Annotated in this window: 14 protein-coding genes and 2 pseudogenes; 11 read left to right on the forward strand and 5 right to left on the reverse strand. The window is 69.2% G+C overall.

Annotation, left to right across the window (positions count from 1 at the left end; translation table 11 throughout):
- Window positions 1–251 precede the first annotated feature (251 nt).
- A pseudogene (locus ACIRVK_RS41950) lies at window positions 252–440 on the forward strand (IS5/IS1182 family transposase); the annotation flags it as partial.
- Window positions 441–518: 78 nt separating this feature from the next.
- On the opposite strand, the gene ACIRVK_RS41955 reads toward ACIRVK_RS41950, so the two are convergent.
- The gene (locus tag ACIRVK_RS41955) at window positions 519–863 is read right to left on the reverse strand and encodes a hypothetical protein (RefSeq protein WP_404256835.1); all 345 of its coding nucleotides are present in this window, start codon (window positions 861–863) and stop codon (window positions 519–521) included.
- 481 nt (window positions 864–1,344) lie between these two features.
- On the opposite strand from ACIRVK_RS41955, the gene ACIRVK_RS41960 reads away from it, so the two are divergent.
- Genes ACIRVK_RS41960 through ACIRVK_RS41995 form a run of 8 tightly spaced genes read left to right on the forward strand, consistent with a single transcriptional unit; the run spans window position 1,345 to window position 10,163 of the window.
- Window positions 1,345–2,646: an extracellular solute-binding protein gene (locus ACIRVK_RS41960; protein WP_404256837.1), complete on the forward strand. Its 1,302-nt coding sequence runs from the start codon at window positions 1,345–1,347 to the stop codon at window positions 2,644–2,646.
- Window positions 2,647–2,653: 7 nt separating this feature from the next.
- Window positions 2,654–3,574: a carbohydrate ABC transporter permease gene (locus tag ACIRVK_RS41965; protein WP_404256839.1), complete on the forward strand. Its 921-nt coding sequence runs from the start codon at window positions 2,654–2,656 to the stop codon at window positions 3,572–3,574.
- On the forward strand, window positions 3,571–4,452 hold the full coding sequence (locus ACIRVK_RS41970) for a carbohydrate ABC transporter permease (protein WP_404256841.1): 882 nt from the start codon (window positions 3,571–3,573) through the stop codon (window positions 4,450–4,452). Before ACIRVK_RS41965 ends, ACIRVK_RS41970 begins: the two co-directional genes overlap by 4 nt.
- 32 nt (window positions 4,453–4,484) lie before the next feature.
- A complete protein-coding gene (locus ACIRVK_RS41975) occupies window positions 4,485–5,822 on the forward strand; it encodes a carboxylesterase family protein (protein WP_404256877.1) in 1,338 nt (445 codons plus the stop codon).
- Between the two features lie 8 nt (window positions 5,823–5,830).
- Window positions 5,831–6,961 (forward strand): ROK family protein, encoded by a 1,131-nt coding sequence (locus ACIRVK_RS41980; RefSeq protein ID WP_404256879.1) that lies wholly within the window; start codon window positions 5,831–5,833, stop codon window positions 6,959–6,961.
- A 59-nt stretch (window positions 6,962–7,020) separates the two neighbouring features.
- Window positions 7,021–8,547 (forward strand): GMC oxidoreductase, encoded by a 1,527-nt coding sequence (locus tag ACIRVK_RS41985; RefSeq protein ID WP_404256843.1) that lies wholly within the window; start codon window positions 7,021–7,023, stop codon window positions 8,545–8,547.
- A gap of 15 nt (window positions 8,548–8,562) precedes the next feature.
- Complete coding sequence (locus tag ACIRVK_RS41990; RefSeq protein ID WP_404256845.1) at window positions 8,563–9,171, forward strand: nucleoside deaminase; 609 nt, start codon at window positions 8,563–8,565, stop codon at window positions 9,169–9,171.
- Window positions 9,168–10,163, forward strand: coding sequence for a sugar phosphate isomerase/epimerase family protein (locus tag ACIRVK_RS41995; RefSeq protein WP_404256847.1), 996 nt, complete (start codon window positions 9,168–9,170; stop codon window positions 10,161–10,163). The genes ACIRVK_RS41990 and ACIRVK_RS41995 overlap by 4 nt, the downstream gene beginning before the upstream one ends.
- 63 nt (window positions 10,164–10,226) lie before the next feature.
- Here the strand turns inward: ACIRVK_RS41995 and ACIRVK_RS42000 are convergent, their stop codons facing one another.
- Together ACIRVK_RS42000 and ACIRVK_RS42005 are read right to left on the reverse strand one after the other, a co-directional pair.
- Window positions 10,227–11,231, reverse strand: coding sequence for a LacI family DNA-binding transcriptional regulator (locus ACIRVK_RS42000; protein ID WP_404256849.1), 1,005 nt, complete (start codon window positions 11,229–11,231; stop codon window positions 10,227–10,229).
- A 258-nt stretch (window positions 11,232–11,489) separates the two neighbouring features.
- Window positions 11,490–12,593: pseudogene (locus ACIRVK_RS42005) on the reverse strand (IS110 family transposase).
- Window positions 12,594–12,799: 206 nt separating this feature from the next.
- Here ACIRVK_RS42005 and ACIRVK_RS42010 point away from each other — a divergent pair.
- Window positions 12,800–15,349 carry a GH32 C-terminal domain-containing protein gene (locus ACIRVK_RS42010; RefSeq protein ID WP_404256851.1) on the forward strand — a complete coding sequence of 850 codons (2,550 nt, stop codon included), beginning with the start codon at window positions 12,800–12,802 and terminating at the stop codon, window positions 15,347–15,349.
- 99 nt (window positions 15,350–15,448) lie between these two features.
- Here the strand turns inward: ACIRVK_RS42010 and ACIRVK_RS42015 are convergent, their stop codons facing one another.
- Both ACIRVK_RS42015 and ACIRVK_RS42020 read right to left on the reverse strand, forming a co-directional pair.
- Window positions 15,449–15,937 (reverse strand): hypothetical protein, encoded by a 489-nt coding sequence (locus ACIRVK_RS42015; protein WP_404256853.1) that lies wholly within the window; start codon window positions 15,935–15,937, stop codon window positions 15,449–15,451.
- A 397-nt stretch (window positions 15,938–16,334) separates the two neighbouring features.
- On the reverse strand, window positions 16,335–17,762 hold the full coding sequence (locus ACIRVK_RS42020) for a non-reducing end alpha-L-arabinofuranosidase family hydrolase (RefSeq protein WP_404256855.1): 1,428 nt from the start codon (window positions 17,760–17,762) through the stop codon (window positions 16,335–16,337).
- Window positions 17,763–18,447: 685 nt separating this feature from the next.
- Here ACIRVK_RS42020 and ACIRVK_RS42025 point away from each other — a divergent pair.
- Window positions 18,448–19,893 carry an endo-1,4-beta-xylanase gene (locus ACIRVK_RS42025; protein ID WP_404256857.1) on the forward strand — a complete coding sequence of 482 codons (1,446 nt, stop codon included), beginning with the start codon at window positions 18,448–18,450 and terminating at the stop codon, window positions 19,891–19,893.
- Window positions 19,894–20,002 lie beyond the last annotated feature (109 nt).

A 20,002-nucleotide genomic window follows, 5' to 3' on the forward strand; every position in this document is an offset into this window, starting at 1 on the left:
CACGTGCCCGCGCAGCGCGGTGAAGCAGGAAGTCCCCGGAAGGGTCAGACGACCCAGGCCGGAATCCCTGGACTTTAGGCCAGGGAGCACGTCAACTACCTGATCGCATGCTGGCGTTCCACAGACGGAGCACCTGCAGAAGCTACGGTTCGCCGCCGGGGCGGGCCGGTGTCCATTCCCACGAACTGGCAGGTTCGTCGACGGCACCCGGCTCGTCCAACTCGCTCGGAACAACGCACCGCGGCTCACTGTGGTGGTCGCCGGTCCGCCCGGGCCGCGGGCACGACACCACCTGGGCCCGTCATCATGGCCTGGTCGACGCCCTCAACCGGCTCGCCGCCACCCTGGGCGTCCCCACGCTGACCGACCTCGGCTGCGAGAACATCGGCGACGGATTCCGCCACCCGGTCAAGAAGCCCAAGCGCGGCGAACTCCCAGAGTCAGACAGTCGACGACAACGGGCCAGGGAGTGACCACGCTCCCTGGCCCGTTGTCGTTTTTGGAGTTGGTCGGCGCTGTTACGGCACGAGTACCACGGAGTTGATCGGCGTCATGTCGTAGGGATCGAATTCACCGGTCACACGGTCCACTTCGGAGCAGTTGGTGCCGTTGTACCCGTAGCAGAGCTGGAAGCCCGCACCGCCGGTCTGGCTGTTGACCAGCACACGGTAGCCGGTCACATTCGACAGGTTGTGGGCGCCGTAGCTGTAGAAGATGTTCTTGCTCAGGATCGTTCCGTTGGTCTCGCGGATACAGAACGCACCGCTCGGACAGGCCGTCGCAGCCTGGGCGCTGGGTGCCATGGCGAGGCCGGCGCCCACCATCAGGGACAGCCCCGCGGCAGTCATCGCGATCTTGCGCATAACGTGTTCCCCCTCGTCGGGTCCCTTCAGCGGCATGGTCGGGCCGCCGTCGAGGGCAACACTCGTCCCACCAAGGCCGGTGCGCCACCATTTCCATCCCCGTGAAACTGTGTTTGGAAGGCCCCACGGATGGAAGACCGGCGGCATTCACTCGCCGACCCGCTCGTCCGGATCAGTGGACGGTAGCGGCCCCCGAGGCCGGGCGGCCAGCCTCGCAGCGTCGGCGGTGACACCGCGGCGTTCGTGATCCCGCAGCACCCACTCCCGCAGGGCGGATGCGGCACCGAGGGATTTTGCTACAAGTTCCGAAATTTCGCGGTGACGGGTGCGCGATGCCACGGCAACTCGCCTCCCCTACGGTCGCTGCCACGCCGCAAAGGCACCAGAACCCTGATCACCCTGATCACATCCCCCCGGACCGATTTCGCTACTTCCCCCGAATTCCCCACTGCGCTCAGCGCCCAGAAGACAGGAGCCCAGCGTGTCCCACCCCTCCAGACGCGGTGTCCTACGGCTGACCGCCGGCACCGCTCTCCTCGGCAGCCTCGCCCTGGCAGGCTGCGGTCGCGGCAGTGGCAACGCTGCGACCGCAGCCGGCGCCAAGCCCGTCGACGAGTCCCCGGCCAAGGGAACCGTCGACGTCTGGGCCGCCCAGGGCGATGGCGACGTGCTCGACAAGGTCATCAAGCCCTTCAAGGCCGCGAACCCGAAGCTCACGGTGAAGTTCACGCTGATCCCGAACGCCGAGTACTACACCAAGCTCCAGTCGGCGATCGCGGCGGGCAAGGGGCCCGATGTCGCCCAGTTCTTCCCCGAGTCGCAGGCGCAGTTCCTCGATCCGTCCATCCTGCGGCCCGTGCCGGACGGTCTCGTCGCCCCGTCCGCCTTCTTCGCGAGTCTGTGGGACGCCGGTGTGGTGAAGAACGTCGCCTACACGGTGCCCTGGTACGCCTACACGTATGCGCTCGTCTACCGCTCCGACCTCGCCAAGAAGGCAGGTGCCAAGGCGCCGACGACCTGGGACGACATGGTGCCGTTCTTCAAGGCGTTGCAGCGCGCCGGCGCCGGGCACGGGCTCGGGGCGGACATCGGCTGGGACATCTTCAACGGCCAGGATGTCGCGATGTACGCCTGGCAGGCGGGCGGCTCCCTGCTCTCGGCCGACGGCAAGTGGACGCTCGACACTCCGGCGATGGTCGACGCCATCAAGTACAACGCTTCGTTCTTCACCTCGGGCATTGCCGATACCAGCGGGCCCACGTTCCTCGACGCGCAACCGTACTTCGTGTCGGGCAAGACCGCCTGCATGATCACGGGCCCCTGGGTCATCGGTCAGCTCGACGCGGTCGCGAAGAAGGCCGGCTGGACTGCCTCCGACGTCGCCACCGCACCCCTGCCGGCCGGATCGTCGGGCGGCTTCTCCTTCTCCGCCGGGGGCAGCTGGGGCGTGCTCGCCGACAGCGGCAACGCGGACGCGGCCTGGAAGTTCATCCGGTACGTCTCCAAGCCGAGCACCCAGGTCGCGCAGTACAAGGCGTACGGCTCGCTGCCGGCCGTCGCCTCCGCCTGGGCCAACCCGGCCATCGCGGGCCAGCCGCTGCTGGACGCCTTCCTGACGCAGCTGAAGAACACCCGGGCGTTCCCGCAGGTGAGCACCTGGCAGCAGGTCGCCACCCGGCTGGGCAAGGAGATGGAAGCCGTGGCCAAGGGCAAGGGGAGTGCCGCGAAGGCCGCCGCGAACGTCCAGGCGTATGCCGAGAGTCTCGGCACGGGCAAGGGGTGATCCGAGGATGACCGCCGCCATCGGGCCGACGACGCCGCGCGGTGCGCGTCGGCCCCGGGGGGCCCGGCGAACGGCTGTCGCCTGGTTGTTCCTCGCACCGTTCGCCCTGGTGTTCCTGCTCTACACGGCGATACCCACGCTCGCCGCGCTCGGGTTCAGCCTCACCGATCTGCGCGGCGCGGACCTGCGGCATCCGCTCGCCGTCAACTTCACCGGAATCCAGAACTATCTCCGGCTGCTGGAGGACCCGAGCTTCCTGCGGGACATCCTCAACACCGTTGTGTTCGTGGTCGTCGGTGTGCCGTTGACGATGGGTTTCGGGTTCGCGCTCGCCATCGCGCTCAACTCGGGAATCTCTCGGCTGCGCGGTACCTTCCGCACCGTCTTCTTCGCACCGGTCGTCACGAACGTCGTGGCAGTCGCCATGATCTGGCAGTACGCCTTCAACGCGGGCGGCACCGTCAACAAGGTGCTCGGCGCTGTCGGATTCGCCGGGCCGAACTGGCTGGACGACCCGCACCTGGCCATGCCCGTGGTCATCGCGCTGGGTGTCTGGCGCAACTTCGGTATCGCGATGGTGCTGTTCCTCGCCGGTCTGCAGGCGGTGCCGCAGGACGTGTACGAGGCCGCCTCCCTCGACGGGGCCGGCCGGTGGCGGCAGCTCAGGCACATCACCCTGCCGTTGCTGATGCCGACCACGCTGATGGTGTCGGTGCTGCTGAGCGTCTTCTACCTCCAGGTGTTCGACGAGCCGTATCTGCTCACGGGCGGCGGACCGCTGGGCTCCACCGAGTCGGTGGCGCTGTACACCTACCACCAGTTCGGCGTCGGCGAGTTCGGCACGTCCTCGGCGGCGTCCTTCGTGACGCTCCTGCTCGTGACGTTGGTGAGCATCGTCCAGTTCCGAATGCTGAGGCCCCGCGCATGACCACCATCGCCGCACCCCGCAATGCCGAGATCACGGGCGAACAAACGCACGTAGACCGCCGACCCGTCGCTCGTCCCCTGCTGTACGGCGCACTCGTGCTGTGCGCGTTGCTCACCGTGCTGCCGTTCGTCTGGGTGCTCAGCGGGTCGCTGCGCAGCCTCGGCGAGATCCGCTCCGACCCAGGCGCCTGGCTTCCGCACCATGTCACGCTCGACAACTTCGTACGGCTGTTCCAGACCGAGCATTTCGGCCGGTTCCTGGTCAACAGCATCGTCGTCGCGGCCATCGTTGTCACGGGCAACATCGTGGCGGCGTCGGCCGCGGGTTACGCTCTTGCCAAGCTCGACTTCGCGGGCAAGCGGATCGCGTTCGGCGGGGTCATGGCGGCGATGATGGTGCCGTTCACCACGGTGTTCGTCACCCAGTTCGTGATCACCGTCGACCTGGGCCTCGCGGACACGCTCACCGGCATCGCCCTGCCCGGTGCGGCGCTGCCGCTGTCCGTGTTCATCATGCGGCAGTACGCCCTGTCGGTCCCCGACGAACTACTGGAAGCCGCCCGGATCGACGGAGCGGGCGAGTTCCGGATCTTCTTCCGGATCTTCCTTCCGCTGGCGGGCCCCGCCGTCGCGACCATCACGATCATGTCGTTCCTCTACTCCTGGAACAACTTCATCTGGCCGCTCATCGTCGCCCAGAGCACCTCCAGCTACACGCTGCCGGTGGGCCTGGCCGCCACCAGCCAGGCCGCCGCGCACGTCACGGACTACGGCCTGATGCTCGCCGGCGCGATCGTCGTGATGCTGCCGGTCCTCGTCCTCTTCCTGTTCCTGCAGCGCTATTTCGTGCAGGGCATCTCCGGAACGGGAATGCGGTGAGAGCGGTGGAGGGGGTGGAGGTGCTGGATGTGGTGGAGGCTCCCGTGGGTACGATCACCGGCCGCCGCATCGGTCGGACACGGCGCTTCCTCGGCATCCCGTTCGCCGAAGCACCCGTCGGCGCGCGGCGCTTCGCGGCGCCGGTGCCACGCGGGCGGTTCGCCCACCTGTTCGACGCGTCCCGGCACGGCGCCACCTCGCAGCGCGTGCCGCTGTTCGCCACGACCACCATTCCGGAGCCGTCGGTGCCGGGCGACGACGTACTGAACCTGAGCGTCGTCGCCCCCGCGAACGGTGTGTCATGCCCGGTGCTGGTGTGGATCCACGGCGGCGGCTTCCTCGCGGGCAGCCCGGCCGGCCCTTGGTACGACGGCCGCGCCTTCGCCCGCGACGGAATCGTCACGGTGACGCCCGGCTACCGCCTCGGCGTCGACGGGTTCGCCCCGCTGGACGGCGTACCCCGAAACCTCGGGCTGCGCGACCTGCTGCTCGCGCTCGACTGGGTGCGGGAGAACATCGCGGCTTTCGGCGGTGACCCGGACCAGGTCACCGTCGCCGGCCAGTCGGCCGGAGGCGCGGCGGCGCTCGCGCTGCTCTCCTCACCCCTCGGCAGGGGTCGCTTCCACCGCGCGGTCAGTATGTCCGGCGGCTTCTTCGAGGTGGACGTGGACGCCGCCCGGTCCTTCGCCGGGCGGCTCGGTGACCGGCTCGGCGTGCCCCCGACGCGCGAGGGCTTCGGCGGCCTCACCGTGGTAAGGGTTCAGCAGGGCGTCCGGCTGCTGCGCAGCGAACATGGCGGCGACGGCCCGCTCGCGCTCGGCCCGGTCGTGGGCGACGACCTCCTTCCGGTCCCTGTCGCCGAGGGACTGGCCGTACACGGACACGGCGTACCCTTGCTGCTCGGCGCGACGGGCGACGAGTTCGACGGCGGCGCCCAGGACTTGGGCAACGCCGCCGCGCGCGCGGCGGGCACCCGTGTGACGGACACCCTGTTCCGCGCCGCCTGCCCGCGCGCTGCGGCCTCGCGACGGGATGCCACCGCCGGCACCTGGCTGTACTCCTTCGAATGGCCCTCGCCCGTACTCGGTGGCGCCGCGCACTGCACCGACATCCCGTTCTTCTTCGACATCCTCGACGCGCCGGGTACCGCCGAGGCTCTCGGAACGCAGCCGCCCTCGGAACTCGCCACGGCCATGCACACCGATCTGGTCGCGTTCGTCCACGGCCGGACACCGGCCTGGGAGCCGGCGACCGGCAGGCTCGGCGACCCCGCTCGCGAGTACGGCAGGCCCGGAGCGACACCCGCGGCCGACACCACCGGCGTGTACGACCCCGTGGTGGCGGCGTCTTTCACGGCGGAGGCCTGCTGATGCCGGGGATGAACCAGAGCGCCGTCCGACGGGTCAACACCTCGGTGATTCTTCGCGCGCTGGCGGTGTCGGCCGGGCCGATGACGCTGGCCGAGCTGTCCGAACGGGTCGGACTGTCCCGCCGCACCATCGAACTCGTCCTGGACGCACTCGTCGACGCGGGCTGGGTGAGCGAACTCGACCGGGTGCCGGTGAGCGGCTGCGCCGGGCGCCCCGCACGCCGGTACGAACTGCGGGCCGACCACGCGCTGCTGGCGGCTGTGCGCATCACCACCCTGGACGCGTCCGCGGTCGTCGCCGACGTGCGCGGCCGCATCGTCGGCCGCGCACACCGGCCGCTGCGCGCCTACCAGGACCCGCAGACCACGCTCGACGACGCGGCGGCGCTGGTGCGGGAGGCGCTCGACGACGCGAACGGGTCGGCCGACCGGCTGCGGGCCGGCGCGATCGCGAGCGGTGGCGCGATCGACGACGACGGCGTCGTACGACGCCTGGTGCACACCACGCGATGGGAGGGCGTGCACCTGCCCAAGGAACTGCGGGGGCGCATCGGCGTGCCGTGGTTCGCGGACAACGACACCAACCTCGGTGCGCTCGGCGAGCGTTGGCGAGGTGCGGCCGGTGACCACGACAACGTCGTGTGGGCGATGCTAGGGAACCGGACCGGTCTCGGCATCCTCATCCGTGGGGACGTACACCGTGGTTTCGAAGGTGCCGCGGGCGAGATCGCCGAGGCGGTGTCGCTGCCGGCGGGCTCGGTCGAGAACCGTCCTGTGGCGTGGCTGACCTCACCGGATCCGGCCCGGCGGCGTGTCGCGCTCGGCCGTTTCGCCGCGTCCCGGGCCGGCGATGTGGCGGCGCTCGCGGAGGTCGACGAGTTCGTGGAGAACATCGCGTCGATCCTCACCACCTTGTCGTGGACGGTCGCGCCGTCGCTCATCGTGCTCGGCGGCGGACTGGAGGACGCTGCCGACGTGCTGCTGCCCCGGGTGCGCCAGGCGATGCTCGGCGCCCGTACCCCCGCCGTCGAACTGCGCGCCACCGTCCTGGGCTCCGACGGCCCGCTCATCGGCGCCGTCAAGTTCGTGCTCGACCACATGGACACCGAGTTGTTCGGCCCGCCGGTCCCGAGCGCCTGATCGTTCGCCCCGGCCGGACTTTCCCCTCACATCGAGTTTCACCAGACAGGAGCCCTACCATGACCGGCACCAGCAGGACCGGCGTTCTCATCGTGGGCAGCGGCATCATGGGATCGGTCGTGGCCCGGCTGTTGCGGGACACCGATCCCATGCTGGACATCACCATGGTCGACGGCGGGCAGCCGATCGGATCCGCCCCCGGTCTCCACCTGCACGACCTCGACGACCCGGCCCTGTGGTCGCGTTACAACGAACGGGTCGCCACCGGCATCCAGGGCCTGTACACGGGCGCCGAAGTGGTGCGCGACGTGGCGGACAGCATCACCGCTCTGGCACCCGGCATGTTCCACGCGCTCGCCTTCGGCGAGGGCGCCGAGGCGATGCCGGCTGCCGCGCTCGCGTGGAACGCGGGCGGCATGGGAGTGCACTGGACCGCCGCGACCCCCTGGCCCGCCGGGGACGAGGTGTTCGACTTCGGCGACCCGGACCGCTGGGCGACGGATCTGGACACCGCGCGCCACCTGCTCGCCGTCACGCCCGTCGCCATCGGTCCAACCCCTGTCGGGCAGCGGGTACTTGAGGTGCTGCGTCGACGCTACGACGGCATCGGGCCGGACGACCGACGGCCGCAGCCGATGCCGATGGCGGTCGCCGCGACACCGGCGGGGCCCATACCGCGCACCGCTCCGGGCACGGTCTTCCCCGCGATCGCGGCGGGCGGGGACCCGGCCTTCACCCTCCTGACCGGCACCCTCGCCACGGCCCTCGTCACCGAGGACGGCAGGGTCGCCCGCGCCCGGCTGCGCCGCGTGGCCGACGGCGCCGAGGCCGAACTCCTCGCGGATGCCGTAGTGGTGTGCGCCGACGCCCTGCGCACCCCGCAACTGCTGTTCGCGTCCGGCATACGGCCCGCCGCGCTGGGGCGTCACCTCAACGAGCACGCGTTCATCAGCGCCCGGGTGCTGCTCGACCTCGACCGGTTCGGCATCGGCCTCGACACCCTGCCCCTGCCGCTGGCCGGCGAGTTCGCCACCGACTCGCTCTGGCTGCCGCACAACGGAGCGGTGCAGCCGTTCCACGGTCAGATCATGAACCGTACGTACGTCGACGAGGCCGGCCGTCCCCTGGCGCACTCCGTGGGCCTGTCGCTGTACGCCCCCGTCGAGTCCCGCCCCGAGAACCGGCTCGTCTTCTCGGAGTCGGACACCGACCTGGCCGGGATGCCACGGTTCACCGTCGAGTTCGGCTACTCCGGCGCCGACCGCGAGCTGATCAGCCGGGCCCTGGACCACGTCCGGTCGCTGGCCGAGGAGTTCGGCACGTTCGATCCCGAGACCGAACTGGCCCTGCTTCCGCCCGGCTCGTCTCTGCACCAGACCGGCACCGTCCGGGCAGGCAGTGCCGACGACGGCACCAGCGTGTGCGACCCCGACGGCCGGGTGTGGGGCTTCGACAACCTGTATCTCGCGGGCAACGGCGTGATCCCCACCGCGATGGCCGCCAACGTCACGCTGGCCGGCGCGGTGACCGCCGTACGGGCCGCTCGCGCCGTCGCCGAACGCATCACCGTCCCTGCCGCCCACTGAGAGGAAACCAGAGCCGTGATCGACGTCCAGAAGGAATACCACGTGGCGCTGCCGGCGTGGATCGACGACGAACTCGCCGACGTGCCCGCCGTCATCCCGGACCGCGAAGGCCGGATGCGCCTGGTGCACCGCCTCGCCGACCGCAACTGGCGCGAGGGCAACGGCGGTCCGTTCGCTGCCCTCGTCGCCGAGCAGGACAGCGGCCGGATCATCTCGGTCGGCGTGAACGTCGTCCTCACCTCCGGTGTCTCCAGCGCGCACGCCGAGGTCGTCGCGCTGGGGCTCGCCCAGACGGCGACCGGCGGCTGGGATCTCGGCGGCGAAGGTGTCCCGGCGCACGAGCTGGTCGTCAACTGGCGCCCGTGCGTGCAGTGTTACGGCGCCACGATGTGGTCCGGGGTGCGTGCTCTCGTGGTCGCGGGCGAGGGGCCGGACCTGGAGGAGATCACGACCTTCGACGAGGGCCCGCTCGGCGCGGACTGGGCCGAGCAGTTCGAGGCACGCGGCATCAAGGTCGTACGGGATGTGCTGCGGGACGAGGCGCTCGCCGTGTTCCGCCGCTACCGGGACGCGGTCGACGCCAGCGGCGTCACCGTCTACAACGCCCGCGGAGGCGCCGCATGACACCGCTGACACCGCCGGCACCGCGTTTCGCGACCGACATCATCACCTTCTATCACCCGCACTTCTGGGGACTGGACTGCGCCGACGCCCTGCGCGACTGGGCCTGCGACCATCCCCGGCCCTTCTGGGGACGAGTGATGGAGGCGCTGGCGGAAGCCGAGGTCACCGGCCTGGAGCTGACGTTCGCACCCGGCGACATCGACTCGGCTCTGCGCGCCTTCGGCAGCGCGGCGTCCTTCCGCCGCGAGCTGGCGGCCCGCGGCCTGGCCGTGGTCAGCGCGTTCGTCGCCGGCAGCGACGCCCCCGACTGGCGGCACAGCGGCAACCTGCCCGCCATCGTCGCCGACGCCGAGCGACGCGCGGCCTTCCTCGCCGAGGCGGGAGCGGAACTGCTCGTGGCCGGACTGCCGATGCGGACGACGTTCGGGACGCGTCCGCCCTTCTTCGTGGACGCCGCGTACATGACCCGGATGGCCGACATCGCCCACGTGGTCGGCGAGGCCGTCTCACGCTACGGCGTGAAGCTCGCCTTCCACACGGAGTCCAACAGCACCCTCTGGTATGAGAGGGACATCGACCTGTTCATGACCCTGACCGATCCACGCTACGTGTGGCTGTGCCCCGACTCCTGCCACATCGCGCTCAGCGGAGGCGACCCCGTCGCCGTCGCGCGCCGTCACTCCCAGCGCATAGCGCTCGCGCACTGGAAGGACGCCGTCAAGCCGATCGACGTCGAACTCACCATCGACGAGACGGTGTTCACCCAGCAACAGCCCTACATGACCGAACTCGGCACCGGCATCGTGGACTGGAGAGCTTGGGCCGACGCGATGTCCCGCACGCCCGGCGCCGACATCATCCTCGTCGAGCTGGACGAGGCCGCCGATCCCATTGCCGCTCTGCGCGCGGGAAGAGCCGTCGCGGAGGCGGCCCGGTCGCGTTCGGCGGCCGGCGATCACACCACGCACATCGAAACGCAGGACCACGCATGACCGCTCCCGCCACCACCAGCCCGGCGGAAGGTAGCCTCCCGCCCCATGGAAGCAGCGCGCGAGTCACATGCCGTCAGGAGCGGGTAGTTCGCCGGAGCCGCGGGCCAGGTAGCGCGTGGTCAGCACGCGGTGGCGGGCGGGCCCGGGCTCGCCGTCGAGGCGGTCGAACAACAGGGCTGCGGCTTCCCGGCCGATGGAGACGGGGTCCTGGGCGATCACCGAGATGCCGGGTTCGAGCAGGTCGGCGAAAGGCAGGTCGTCGAAACCGATCAACGCCACGCGGTGCTGCAGACGAAGCTCCTGCAGGGTCTTGCGCACACCGACGGTCACGAGGTTCTGGGCGGAGACGAGGGCGGTGGGCGGCTGCGGAAGGGCGAGGAGTTCGCGGGTGGCCTCCTGGGCGGCCTCAACGCCGTGCACTGCGCGACGTACCAGCGCGGGGTGCAGGACGCATCCCGCCTCCGCGAGTCCCTCCACGAATCCGGCGTGGCGCTCTGCGGCGGTCCAGATCGTGGGGAGGTCCCCGAGGAAGGCGATGCGCCGGTGACCCGCCGCGTGCAGTCTTTTCACTGCCGCACGCACGCCGGCGCGGTTGTCCACCGTCACGGTGTCCACCTGCCGCACGGTCGTCGGGCGGTCCACACACACGACGGGTGTGCCTCCGTCGCGGGCCGCGTCGAGATCGGTGTCGGCGAGCCCGGTGGGAACGACGATGAGGCCGTCGACCCGCCGTGCCGTGAACGTTTTCACCAGGCCGCGTTCCCTGACCGGGTCTTCGTCGGTGGAGCCGGCCAGGACCAGTACGCCGCGCTGGGCTGCGGTGTCCTCCACCGTGCGGTGCAGGGCGGCGGAGAAGGGGTTGGCGGCGTCCTCGAGGATCAGCCCGAGGGTATGGGTACGGCGGTCGGCCCTGCGCAGGCTGCTGGCCGTCAGGTCGTGCCGGTATCCGAGCAACTCGGCGGCACGCGTGACCTTTTCCTTCAGGTCCGGAGTGACGCCGGGCTTGCCGTTGACGACGCGTGAGACGGTGGCGATACCGACCCCGGCCATGGTCGCGACGTCGCGCATCGTTGCCGACCGCCGACCGGTGTCGCCCTGGAGGTTTGGCAACGTTTCCACCTCCTGGTCAGTCACCGTGCTGCCAAGGTCATCCTTGCACGAAGCCGTTTTCCTGCACAGAGCCTGGACACGGGCGACATGGTGCTCCAACCTTGCGGCGAAACGTTTCCAAACGGCCCTGCCGCACCCGAACGCACTCCCGACGCGGGTCACTTCCGCATGCCTGCGCTGAGCCGGCACGTCTGCGAAGGAGTCTCAATGACGAAGTCAAGCCGCCTGCGCGACCGGCAGCTCGGGGGTGAGGACTCGGTTGTCGCGCAGGAGAGCCCACAGGACGCTGGCCCGCCGGCGGGCCAGGGCGATGACGGCTTGGACGTGCTTGCAGCCCTCGCCGCGCTTCTTGAGGTAGAAGTCCCGGTTCGGCCCCTCGCGCATCATGCTGGTCTGCGCGGACATGTAGAACACCCTGCGCAGGCGGCGGCTGTAGCGCTTGGCGCGGTGCATGTTGCCGGTCCGGCGGCCGGAGTCGCGCGGGACGGGCACCAGCCCGACCGCCGAGGCGAGATGCCCGGCGTCGGCGTAGGCCGTGAGGTCGCCAGCGGCGACGACGAACTCGGCGCCGAGAATCGGGCCCATGCCGGGCAGGGACTCGATGATCTCCGCCTGCGGATGGCTTCGGAACGTCTCGCGGATCTGCTGGTCGATCCGCTTCAACCGGTCGTCCAGGGCCAGGATTTGCTCCGTGAGGTCGGCCACGATCTGAGCGGCGACGTCCTCGCCGGGCAGCGCGGTCTGCTGGGCCTGGGCAGCCTCCAAGGCGGTCGCGGCGACCGCGTCGGCGCCGCGCACGCTGCGGTTGGCCAGCCAGGCCGTCAGCCTTGTCCGGCCGCGGCGGCGGATCGCGGCGGGCGACTGATAGCCCGTCGGCAGGACCAGTGCGCCCTTGTGCGAGCTGTAGGCGAAGGCCCGCTCCAGCGCGGGGAAGACACCGGGCACGTCGATCGTCGCGAAGTCTCGGCGGTTGCGCGCGGTTTCGGCGATGACGTGGGCGTCGCGGGCGTCGGTCTTCGCCTCGCACCGATGAGCGCCCGACATGCGGTTGACCGTGCGGCCGGGCACGTAGACGGCCTGCTGGCCGTGGGCCGCGAGCAGTGCCAGCAGCAGTGCGGAGGACGTGCCGGAGATGTCCACCGCCCAGTGGACCTCGTCGGCCAGGTCGAGGATCTCGCCCATGGCGGTCAGGATCGCCGACTCGTCGTTGTCGACCTTCTTCGATCACAGCGTCGCACCGGTCTCGTCGACCGCCGCCGCCCAGTGATGCCCCTCGCCCGCGTCGATCCCGGCCCAGGCATGGGCCCGTCGCTCGCTCACTCACCCCTCCTCGTTCCGCACAGCATGCCGTCGGCCCGAGGAACACCCCGCTGGTCATCTCCGTCATCAGCGACCGAAGCGCACATCTCAATCAGCAGCCAGGGCGCCCCGGAGAGCCGGGCGGCCACTCCTTCGAAGCCACTAATGGCAGAGAACCATAAGCCACACCCGGCCCTCCTGGGTCGCCTAACAACTTACGGAGCACCATGTCCAGAATGAGTCGTCCGCGCCGTAGACTGCTCGCCGCGTTGGCCGTGCTGTCCGGGCTCGGTCTGGTCGCCGCCTCTCCAGCCACGGCCGACACGCTCTATCACGAGCAGTACCGCCCCCAGTTCCACTTCACCCCCGCCTTGAACTGGATGAACGACCCCAACGGCCTGATCCACTACAAGGGTCGGTACCACCTGTTCTTCCAGTACAACCCGTCCGGCAACACCTGGGGCAACATGTCCTGGGGCCACGCTGTCAGCACCGATCTCGTCCACTGGAAGCAACTCCCGCTGGCCATCCCGCAGGACGACCAGGAGATGGTCTTCTCCGGCAGCGTGGTGCTGGACAAGAACAACACCACCGGATTCGGGTCGAAGACCAACCCTGCGCTGGTCGCCGTCTACACCAGCGCGCAGAAGGCCTCCGGCAGGCAGGAGCAGGCCCTCGCCTACAGCACCGACGGCGGCACCACCTGGAAGAAGTACTCCGGCAACCCGGTCCTGGACATCGGCTCGAACAACTTCCGCGACCCGAAGGTCTTCTGGTACGCGCCCACGCACAGCTGGCTGATGGCGGTCTCCCTCGCCGACCAGCACAAGATCTCGTTCTACAGCTCGACCGACCTCAAGCACTGGATCCACCAGAGCGACTTCGGCCCGGCCGGCGCCACGGGAGGGGTATGGGAGTGCCCGGACCTGTTCCCACTACCGGTCGACGGCAACCCGAAGAAGACGAAGTGGGTGCTGGCCGTCAATCTCAACCCCGGCGGCATCGCGGGCGGTTCCGGCGCCCAGTACTTCGTCGGCCAATTCGACGGCAAGAAGTTCACCTCCGACGACTCCGGCACGTACACCCCGCCGAGCGGCACCGTCATCCAGGACTTCGAGTCCGGCTCGTTCGGTGACTGGACGGCCACCGGGAACGCGTTCGGCAGCGCGCCGACGACGGGGGCGGTGGACGGCCAGAGTCCGGTCACCGGCTTCGAGGGCAAGGCCTTCGCCAACAGCTTCCACGGCGGCGACGCCTTCACCGGCACGCTGACCTCACCCGAGTTCACGGTGACCAGCAACTACATCAACTTCAAGGTCGGTGGCGGCAACCACCCCCACCAGCCCGGCGCCATCCTGGGCGACGAGCCGACACCGACCGGCGAAGTCCTCGCCGACTTCGAGGGCAGCACCTACTCAAGCCCCATCGGTGACTGGACCGCTACCGGCGACGCGTTCGGCACAGGGCCGGCCCAGGGCACCTTCCCCAACCAGCAGCAGGTCTCCGGCTACCTCGGCCACGGCCTGGTCAACTCCTACCTGAACGGCGACGCCACCACCGGCACCCTGACCTCCCCGGTCTTCACCATCGACAAGAAGTACCTGGACTTCCTCATCGGCGGCGGCTACCACGCCGCGAGCTCCGACGCCCCCACCGCCGTCGAACTCGTCGTCGACGGCAAGGTGGTGCGCTCCGCCACCGGTGCCAACGCCGAGGCCCTGAACTGGGCCTCGTGGGACCTGTCCGATCTGCAGGGCAAGCAGGCCCAGCTCAAGGTCGTGGACGACGACACCGGCGGCTGGGGCCACATCAACCTCGACCAGATCGTCCTCTCCGACACCCAGGCCAAGCCCCACTCCAACCAGACCGGCGTCAACCTGCTGGTCGACGGCAAGATCGTGCAGAGCGCCACCGGGTCCGACTCCGAGGACCTCGACTGGGCGTCCTTCAACACCACCGCCTACAAGGGCAAGAAGGTCCAGATCCAGATCGTGGACGCCAACACCGGCAGCTGGGGACACGTCCTCGCCGACGAGTTCACCGCCGCTGACAAGCCCGCGCTCAGCGCCCTGCAGCGCGCCCACTGGCTCGACCACGGCGCCGACTTCTACGCCGCCAACACCTGGACTGACGCCCCCGGCGGCCGACGCATCATGATCGCCTGGATGAACAACTGGAACTACGGCGGGAACATCCCCACCAGCTCCTGGCGCAGCGCGGACACGTTCCCGCGCCGGCTGTCCCTGCGGACGGTGAACGGCAAGGCCCAGCTGATCCAGCAGCCGGTCGGCGAACTCAAATCCCTCCGCACCGCCGACACCACCGTCCAGCCAACCACCGTCACCAACGGCACCACATCGCTCGGCCTCCACGGCGTCACCCTGGAACTCCAAGCCGGCCTCACCGCCAAAACCGCCGATCGCTTCGGCCTGGACGTCCGCACCGGCGGCGGGCAACGCACCCGCATCGGCTACGACACCACCACCGGCGAGGTCCACCTCGACCGCACCGCCTCCGGCGCGACCGACTTCGACCTCTCCTTCGCCACTGTCCAGCGCGCCCCCCTCGCCCTCCAAGGCAAGCCTCTGCGCCTGCACGTCCTCGTCGACGCATCCTCCGTCGAGGTCTACGCCCAGAACGCCTCCGGCGAACAGGTCGTCCTCACCGACCAGATCTTCCCCGACCCCTCCAGCACCGGGGTCGACGTCTTCGCCGAAGGCGGCACCGCGAAGCTCAGCCGGCTGAAGGCATGGCAACTGGCGTCCATCTGGAAGTGATGCGAATTGCCGGGGGAACGCCTGGTCCGTCACCCCAGCAGCGGCTTGCCGAGGAGGGCGACCGCTTCACCCGCAGCAGCCCGCACATCCTCATCAGGGTCAGGAGTAGGTCCAGCGCCACCTGCTCCCGCTGGGGGCGCAGGTGATGTTCGTACCGCTCGCGTCTGTCGTGGATGCTCCGTGGTCGCTGTTGCGGCAGAACTCGCCGGCGGAATAGCAGTTCCCCGAATTGGAGGTGATCGAGCAGGTGCCCGAAGCGCTCTGACCACCACTACCGCTCCCACCGGCGTCGCTGGTCGCGGCCTGCGCGGTGACCGTCACTTTCACCTGGACCGTCTTGGTCACCGTCGGCGTCGGTACGGGCTTCGCGGTGGCTGTCGCTGTGGCCGTTGTGGTGACGGTTGTGGTCGGCCGCGGTTCACTGGCCGCGGCCTTGACACTGTTGTTGTTCTGTCCGCCGGCGCCGGCGCCGATACCCAGGAAGAAGGCGAATCCGATGGCGGGCAGCACGTACCGTTTCCGCGCCCACTTCGCGGCCGGACGGACAGGCGGGGCGGGCGGTGGCGGCGGCATGTATGGGTTGGTCATGTGTCCCCCCAGGACGCATCGGAAGCGACGAAGCTAACGCCGGGAGTCGCATCCGGGGGAGAGTCGTGCGGGTTTAGTGATTATTTTATGATGACCGATGGGAGCGACCGCCATCGTCGCCTCGGCCCGCCTCGAAGTCGGAGCAGATCGTCGCCCACGGCGCATCCGCTGGCGCCGTGCCGTGGGGGGCGAAGGGGGGGCAGAGCCCACTCGTTTGTGGTGTAGGTGACCGCGCAGCCAACCGTCGTGCCTTGTGGAGGCACCGCACACGCGGAATGAAGCCGGGGAGCGGCGATCTGCACCGTCAATGCCGGGAGAGGAACCCCAGTCGACGCACGACTGGGGTTCCTCGATGCGGTGAGCAGCGGTCAGCAGGTGGCACCGCGGATCAGACAGGTCAGTGCTGCAGGGTGAGGAGACCCGGCCGCCACGGCAGTTGGTCGTAGGGACCGCCTGCGCTGGGAGACTTGCCCTGGTACAGGAACTGCAGGTTGCACGGGTCGATGGTCATGGTCTGGTCGGGGTTGTTGCGGACCAGGTCACCGTGGCTGATGTCGTTGGTCCAGGTGGCACCGCTGTTGGCCTTGCCCGCGAAGGGGTTGCTCTCGCTGGCGGCCTGCGGGGTCCACGAACCGTTCAGGCTGGTGGCGGTGAACGAGCGGAAGTAGCGCTGCTCGTTCGCGCCCCGCGCCTCGACGATCATGAGGTACTGGTTCTGGCCCTGGACCTTGTAGACCTGTGGCGCCTCGAACAGATTCTTCACCGAGTCGCTCATGACCGTGGTGTACGACGAGCCGAAGTTGCCCGGGAAGTTCCCGATCGGCATGCTCGCCCGGTAGATGTTGCCGTTGTCGCCGGCGAAGAACAGGTACATGTTCTGGCCGTCGCCGATCAGAGTCTGGTCGATCGGGGCGGAGTTGGGGATGCTGCCGGTGAACAGCGGCTGCGGCGCGGACCAGCCGTTGGGGTTGGTGGGGTCGCTCGACGTGCGGTAGATGAAGGGCCACGCCCCCCACTGGTACGCCAGCACCCAGATGTTCTTGGGCGCGAAGTAGAACAGCGTGGGCGCCACCGCGGACTGGCTCATCCCCGTCTGGCCGGCCGACGCCATGTCCGACCAGTTCGTGAAGGGACGGAACATCATCGAGCCGTACCCCGATCCCGACACGTTCGACCCGTAGACCAGGTGCTTGCCGTTGTACACCACGTTGGTGAAGTCCTTCAGCGAGACCCACCCGTTCGCCGGCTGCGCCAACGCACCCGTCGACGTCCACCGGTACGTCGACGGAAGAGAGCACGATCCGCCCGGTGGCGGTGGGGGCGGTGTCCCGTCCAGGCCGGTCCACTTCTGGTTGCCGGCGCCGTTGCACGTCCAGATCTGCACCGCCGTGCCGTTGGCCGTACCGGCGCCCGCGACGTCCAGGCACAGCCCGGACTCCACGCCGACGACCGTGCCGTCGGAGTTCACCCGCCATTGCTGGTTCGTACCGCCGTTGCAGGTCCAGATCTCCACCCGGGTACCGGCCGCGGTGGCGTGGCCCGGGACATCCAGGCACTTGTTGCCGTACACGGTCAGCTGGTTGCCGGACGTCAACGTCCACTGCTGGTTGGACCCGCCCGAGCAGTCGTAGATCTGCAGGTACGTGCCGTCGGTCTGCCCGGCGTTCGGCACGTCGAGACACCGGCCGGAGCCGGCGCCGCGTAAGGCGCCGCTGGTGGCCGCCTGAGCCGGCCCGGCGACGAGCGTGGCCGCCGCGACCAGGGCCGCAACCACGGCGGCGAGCACCACAGACAGATGTCTGCGGCTGGAACTTCCTCTGCGCATGGGGACCTCGTCATCCTTGAGCGAGCGGTTCCGGTCGGCCCCGGCAGAGGCTGTCCGGACTGTGGATGTGGTGCGGCATTCCTTGAGCGAGGAGGAGCTGAGGAATCGAACTGAACTGCTCGACGGCACACCGTGGCCTGCCTGAGGAGGGATCGAGCGTCACCGAGCAGCCGCCCGCGCACGTGGCCCCGGGCGAACCCTGCCTACCTGCGGCGACGCCATGTCCGCAGCGTGATCCGAAACGCCGTCGAACGTCGCATCAACAAGATCAAGGAGGTTGTTCGGTTTCATCCCCACCCGCCTGGATGCCGGTCCGCAGCGGGAGGGATGGGGGTGCTCCGGGGAGACACGGTGCAGTCGGCCTGACGGCCTGTCAAGTACCTGTGTGATGTGCGTGCCGCCCCTGTGGAGATGTCTTGCGTCTGCAATGTCCGGTAAAGGTCCACGGATTTCCGAAACTTCATCGAAACTTTCACCGCCTTATTGACTGCTCCTCCGGAAGCCGAGTTACCTACTGCAACAGGAGCACGGTTCCCTGCCGAGGCCCGTTGCCGGATGGCTGCCGCGGCATCGCTCGTACTCCCGACCAGGCGACGCAGCCCTTCGCACCCTTTTGAGCGTCCGCAAGTCCGCGGCGGAGCAGTGCGGCGTGCGCACTTCACCGGAGCAACCCTGGAGGTCGGACATGTCTCAACGCAGAACCCTGATCCAGTTACTGCTGGCGGCGGTGGTCAGCGTGCTGACGCTGACCGCCCCCGCCCTGGCGGCCGGCAGCACACTGAAGGCCGCGGCCGAGGCGGACGGCCGGTATTTCGGCACCGCGCTGACCGACAGCGATCTCAGCGTCGGCAGCGAGACAGCCATCGCCGGGGCGCAGTTCGACATGGTGACCCCGGGCAACGAGATGAAGTGGGACACCACTGAGCCGTCCAACGGCTCGTACAACTTCGGTCCTGGCGACCAGATCGTGCAGTTCGCCCAGTCCCACGGCATGCGGGTACGGGGCCACAATCTGGTCTGGCACTCCCAACTGCCCTCCTGGGTCTCCAGCCTGCCACTCAGTCAGGTGCGCTCGGCGATGGAGTCGCACATCACCACCGAGGCGACCCACTACCAGGGCAAGGTCTACGCTTGGGACGTCGTCAACGAGCCGTTCAACGAAGACGGCAGCCTGCGCGGCGACGTGTTCTACAACGCGATGGGCACCGGTTACATCGCCGACGCGCTGCGCACCGCGCACGCCGCCGACCCCAGTGCGAAGCTGTACCTGAACGACTACAACATCGAAGGCCTGAACGCCAAGAGCAACGCCCTGTACAACCTGGCCCAGTCGCTGGTCGCCCAGGGCGTGCCGCTCGGCGGCATCGGATTCGAGAGCCACTTCATCCTCGGCCAGGTGCCCTCCGACATGCAGGCCAACATGCAGCGGTTCGCCAACCTGGGCCTGGACGTGGCCGTCACCGAACTCGACGACCGGATCCAGCTCCCGACCAGCAGCGCGAAGCTTCAGCAGCAGGCAACCGACTTCGCCGCCGTGACCCGGGACTGCCTGGCCGTCTCACGGTGCGTGGGCGTGAGCCAGTGGGGCGTGGACGACGCCCATTCCTGGATCCCCGGCACCTTCCCCGGCTACGGCGCGGCCACCATGTACGACGGTAACTCCCAGCCCAAGCCCGCCTACTCCGCCACTCTCTCCGCCCTCGGTGGTTCGAGCTCCGGTGGCGGCGGGACCACCACCACCGGCGAGTTGCACGCGGTGGGCGCTGGGAAGTGCCTGGACGTCCCCAACGCCTCCACCACGGCGGGTACCCAGCTGCAGATCTACAGCTGCTGGGGCGGCTCCAACCAGCTCTGGACGCAAACCGCCGCCCATCAGCTGACGGTCTACAGCGGCAGCAGCCAGATGTGCCTGGACGCCTACAACAACCAGACAACGGCCGGGACCAAGGTGGACATCTCGCCGTGCACCGGCGGGACGAACCAGCAGTGGAACCTCAACGCCAACGGCACCGTCACCGGCGTACAGTCCGGGCTCTGCCTGGACGTCACCGGCGCCTCCACCGCCAACGGCGCTTTGGCCGAACTGTGGACCTGCAACGGTCAGAACAACCAGCAGTGGACCCTGGGCTAGAGCCCGTCGCGGGGGGGGCCCCCCCCCCCCCCCCCGGCGGCGGCCCGGCCCCCCCCACAACCCCCGGGGGGTAAAAGTGGGCCGGCCGGGGGACCAGGTTGGGTAGTGA

Source organism: Streptomyces sp. NPDC101152 (genome assembly GCF_044768275.1).
In the GTDB taxonomy this organism is placed as follows: Bacteria; Actinomycetota; Actinomycetes; order Streptomycetales; family Streptomycetaceae; genus Streptomyces.

Excerpts from the sequence above, each read along its gene's own strand:
- ACIRVK_RS42010 (WP_404256851.1), top strand. The coding sequence starts at position 12,800 with ATGTCCAGAATGAGTCGTCCGCGCCGTAGACTGCTCGCCGCGTTGGCC.
- ACIRVK_RS41955 (WP_404256835.1), bottom strand. The coding sequence starts at position 863 with ATGCGCAAGATCGCGATGACTGCCGCGGGGCTGTCCCTGATGGTGGGC.
- ACIRVK_RS42025 (WP_404256857.1), top strand. The coding sequence starts at position 18,448 with ATGTCTCAACGCAGAACCCTGATCCAGTTACTGCTGGCGGCGGTGGTC.
- ACIRVK_RS41965 (WP_404256839.1), top strand. The coding sequence starts at position 2,654 with ATGACCGCCGCCATCGGGCCGACGACGCCGCGCGGTGCGCGTCGGCCC.
- ACIRVK_RS41970 (WP_404256841.1), top strand. The coding sequence starts at position 3,571 with ATGACCACCATCGCCGCACCCCGCAATGCCGAGATCACGGGCGAACAA.
- ACIRVK_RS42020 (WP_404256855.1), bottom strand. The coding sequence starts at position 17,762 with ATGCGCAGAGGAAGTTCCAGCCGCAGACATCTGTCTGTGGTGCTCGCC.
- ACIRVK_RS42015 (WP_404256853.1), bottom strand. The coding sequence starts at position 15,937 with ATGACCAACCCATACATGCCGCCGCCACCGCCCGCCCCGCCTGTCCGT.
- ACIRVK_RS41980 (WP_404256879.1), top strand. The coding sequence starts at position 5,831 with ATGAACCAGAGCGCCGTCCGACGGGTCAACACCTCGGTGATTCTTCGC.
- ACIRVK_RS42000 (WP_404256849.1), bottom strand. The coding sequence starts at position 11,231 with ATGCGCGACGTCGCGACCATGGCCGGGGTCGGTATCGCCACCGTCTCA.
- ACIRVK_RS41985 (WP_404256843.1), top strand. The coding sequence starts at position 7,021 with ATGACCGGCACCAGCAGGACCGGCGTTCTCATCGTGGGCAGCGGCATC.
- ACIRVK_RS41995 (WP_404256847.1), top strand. The coding sequence starts at position 9,168 with ATGACACCGCTGACACCGCCGGCACCGCGTTTCGCGACCGACATCATC.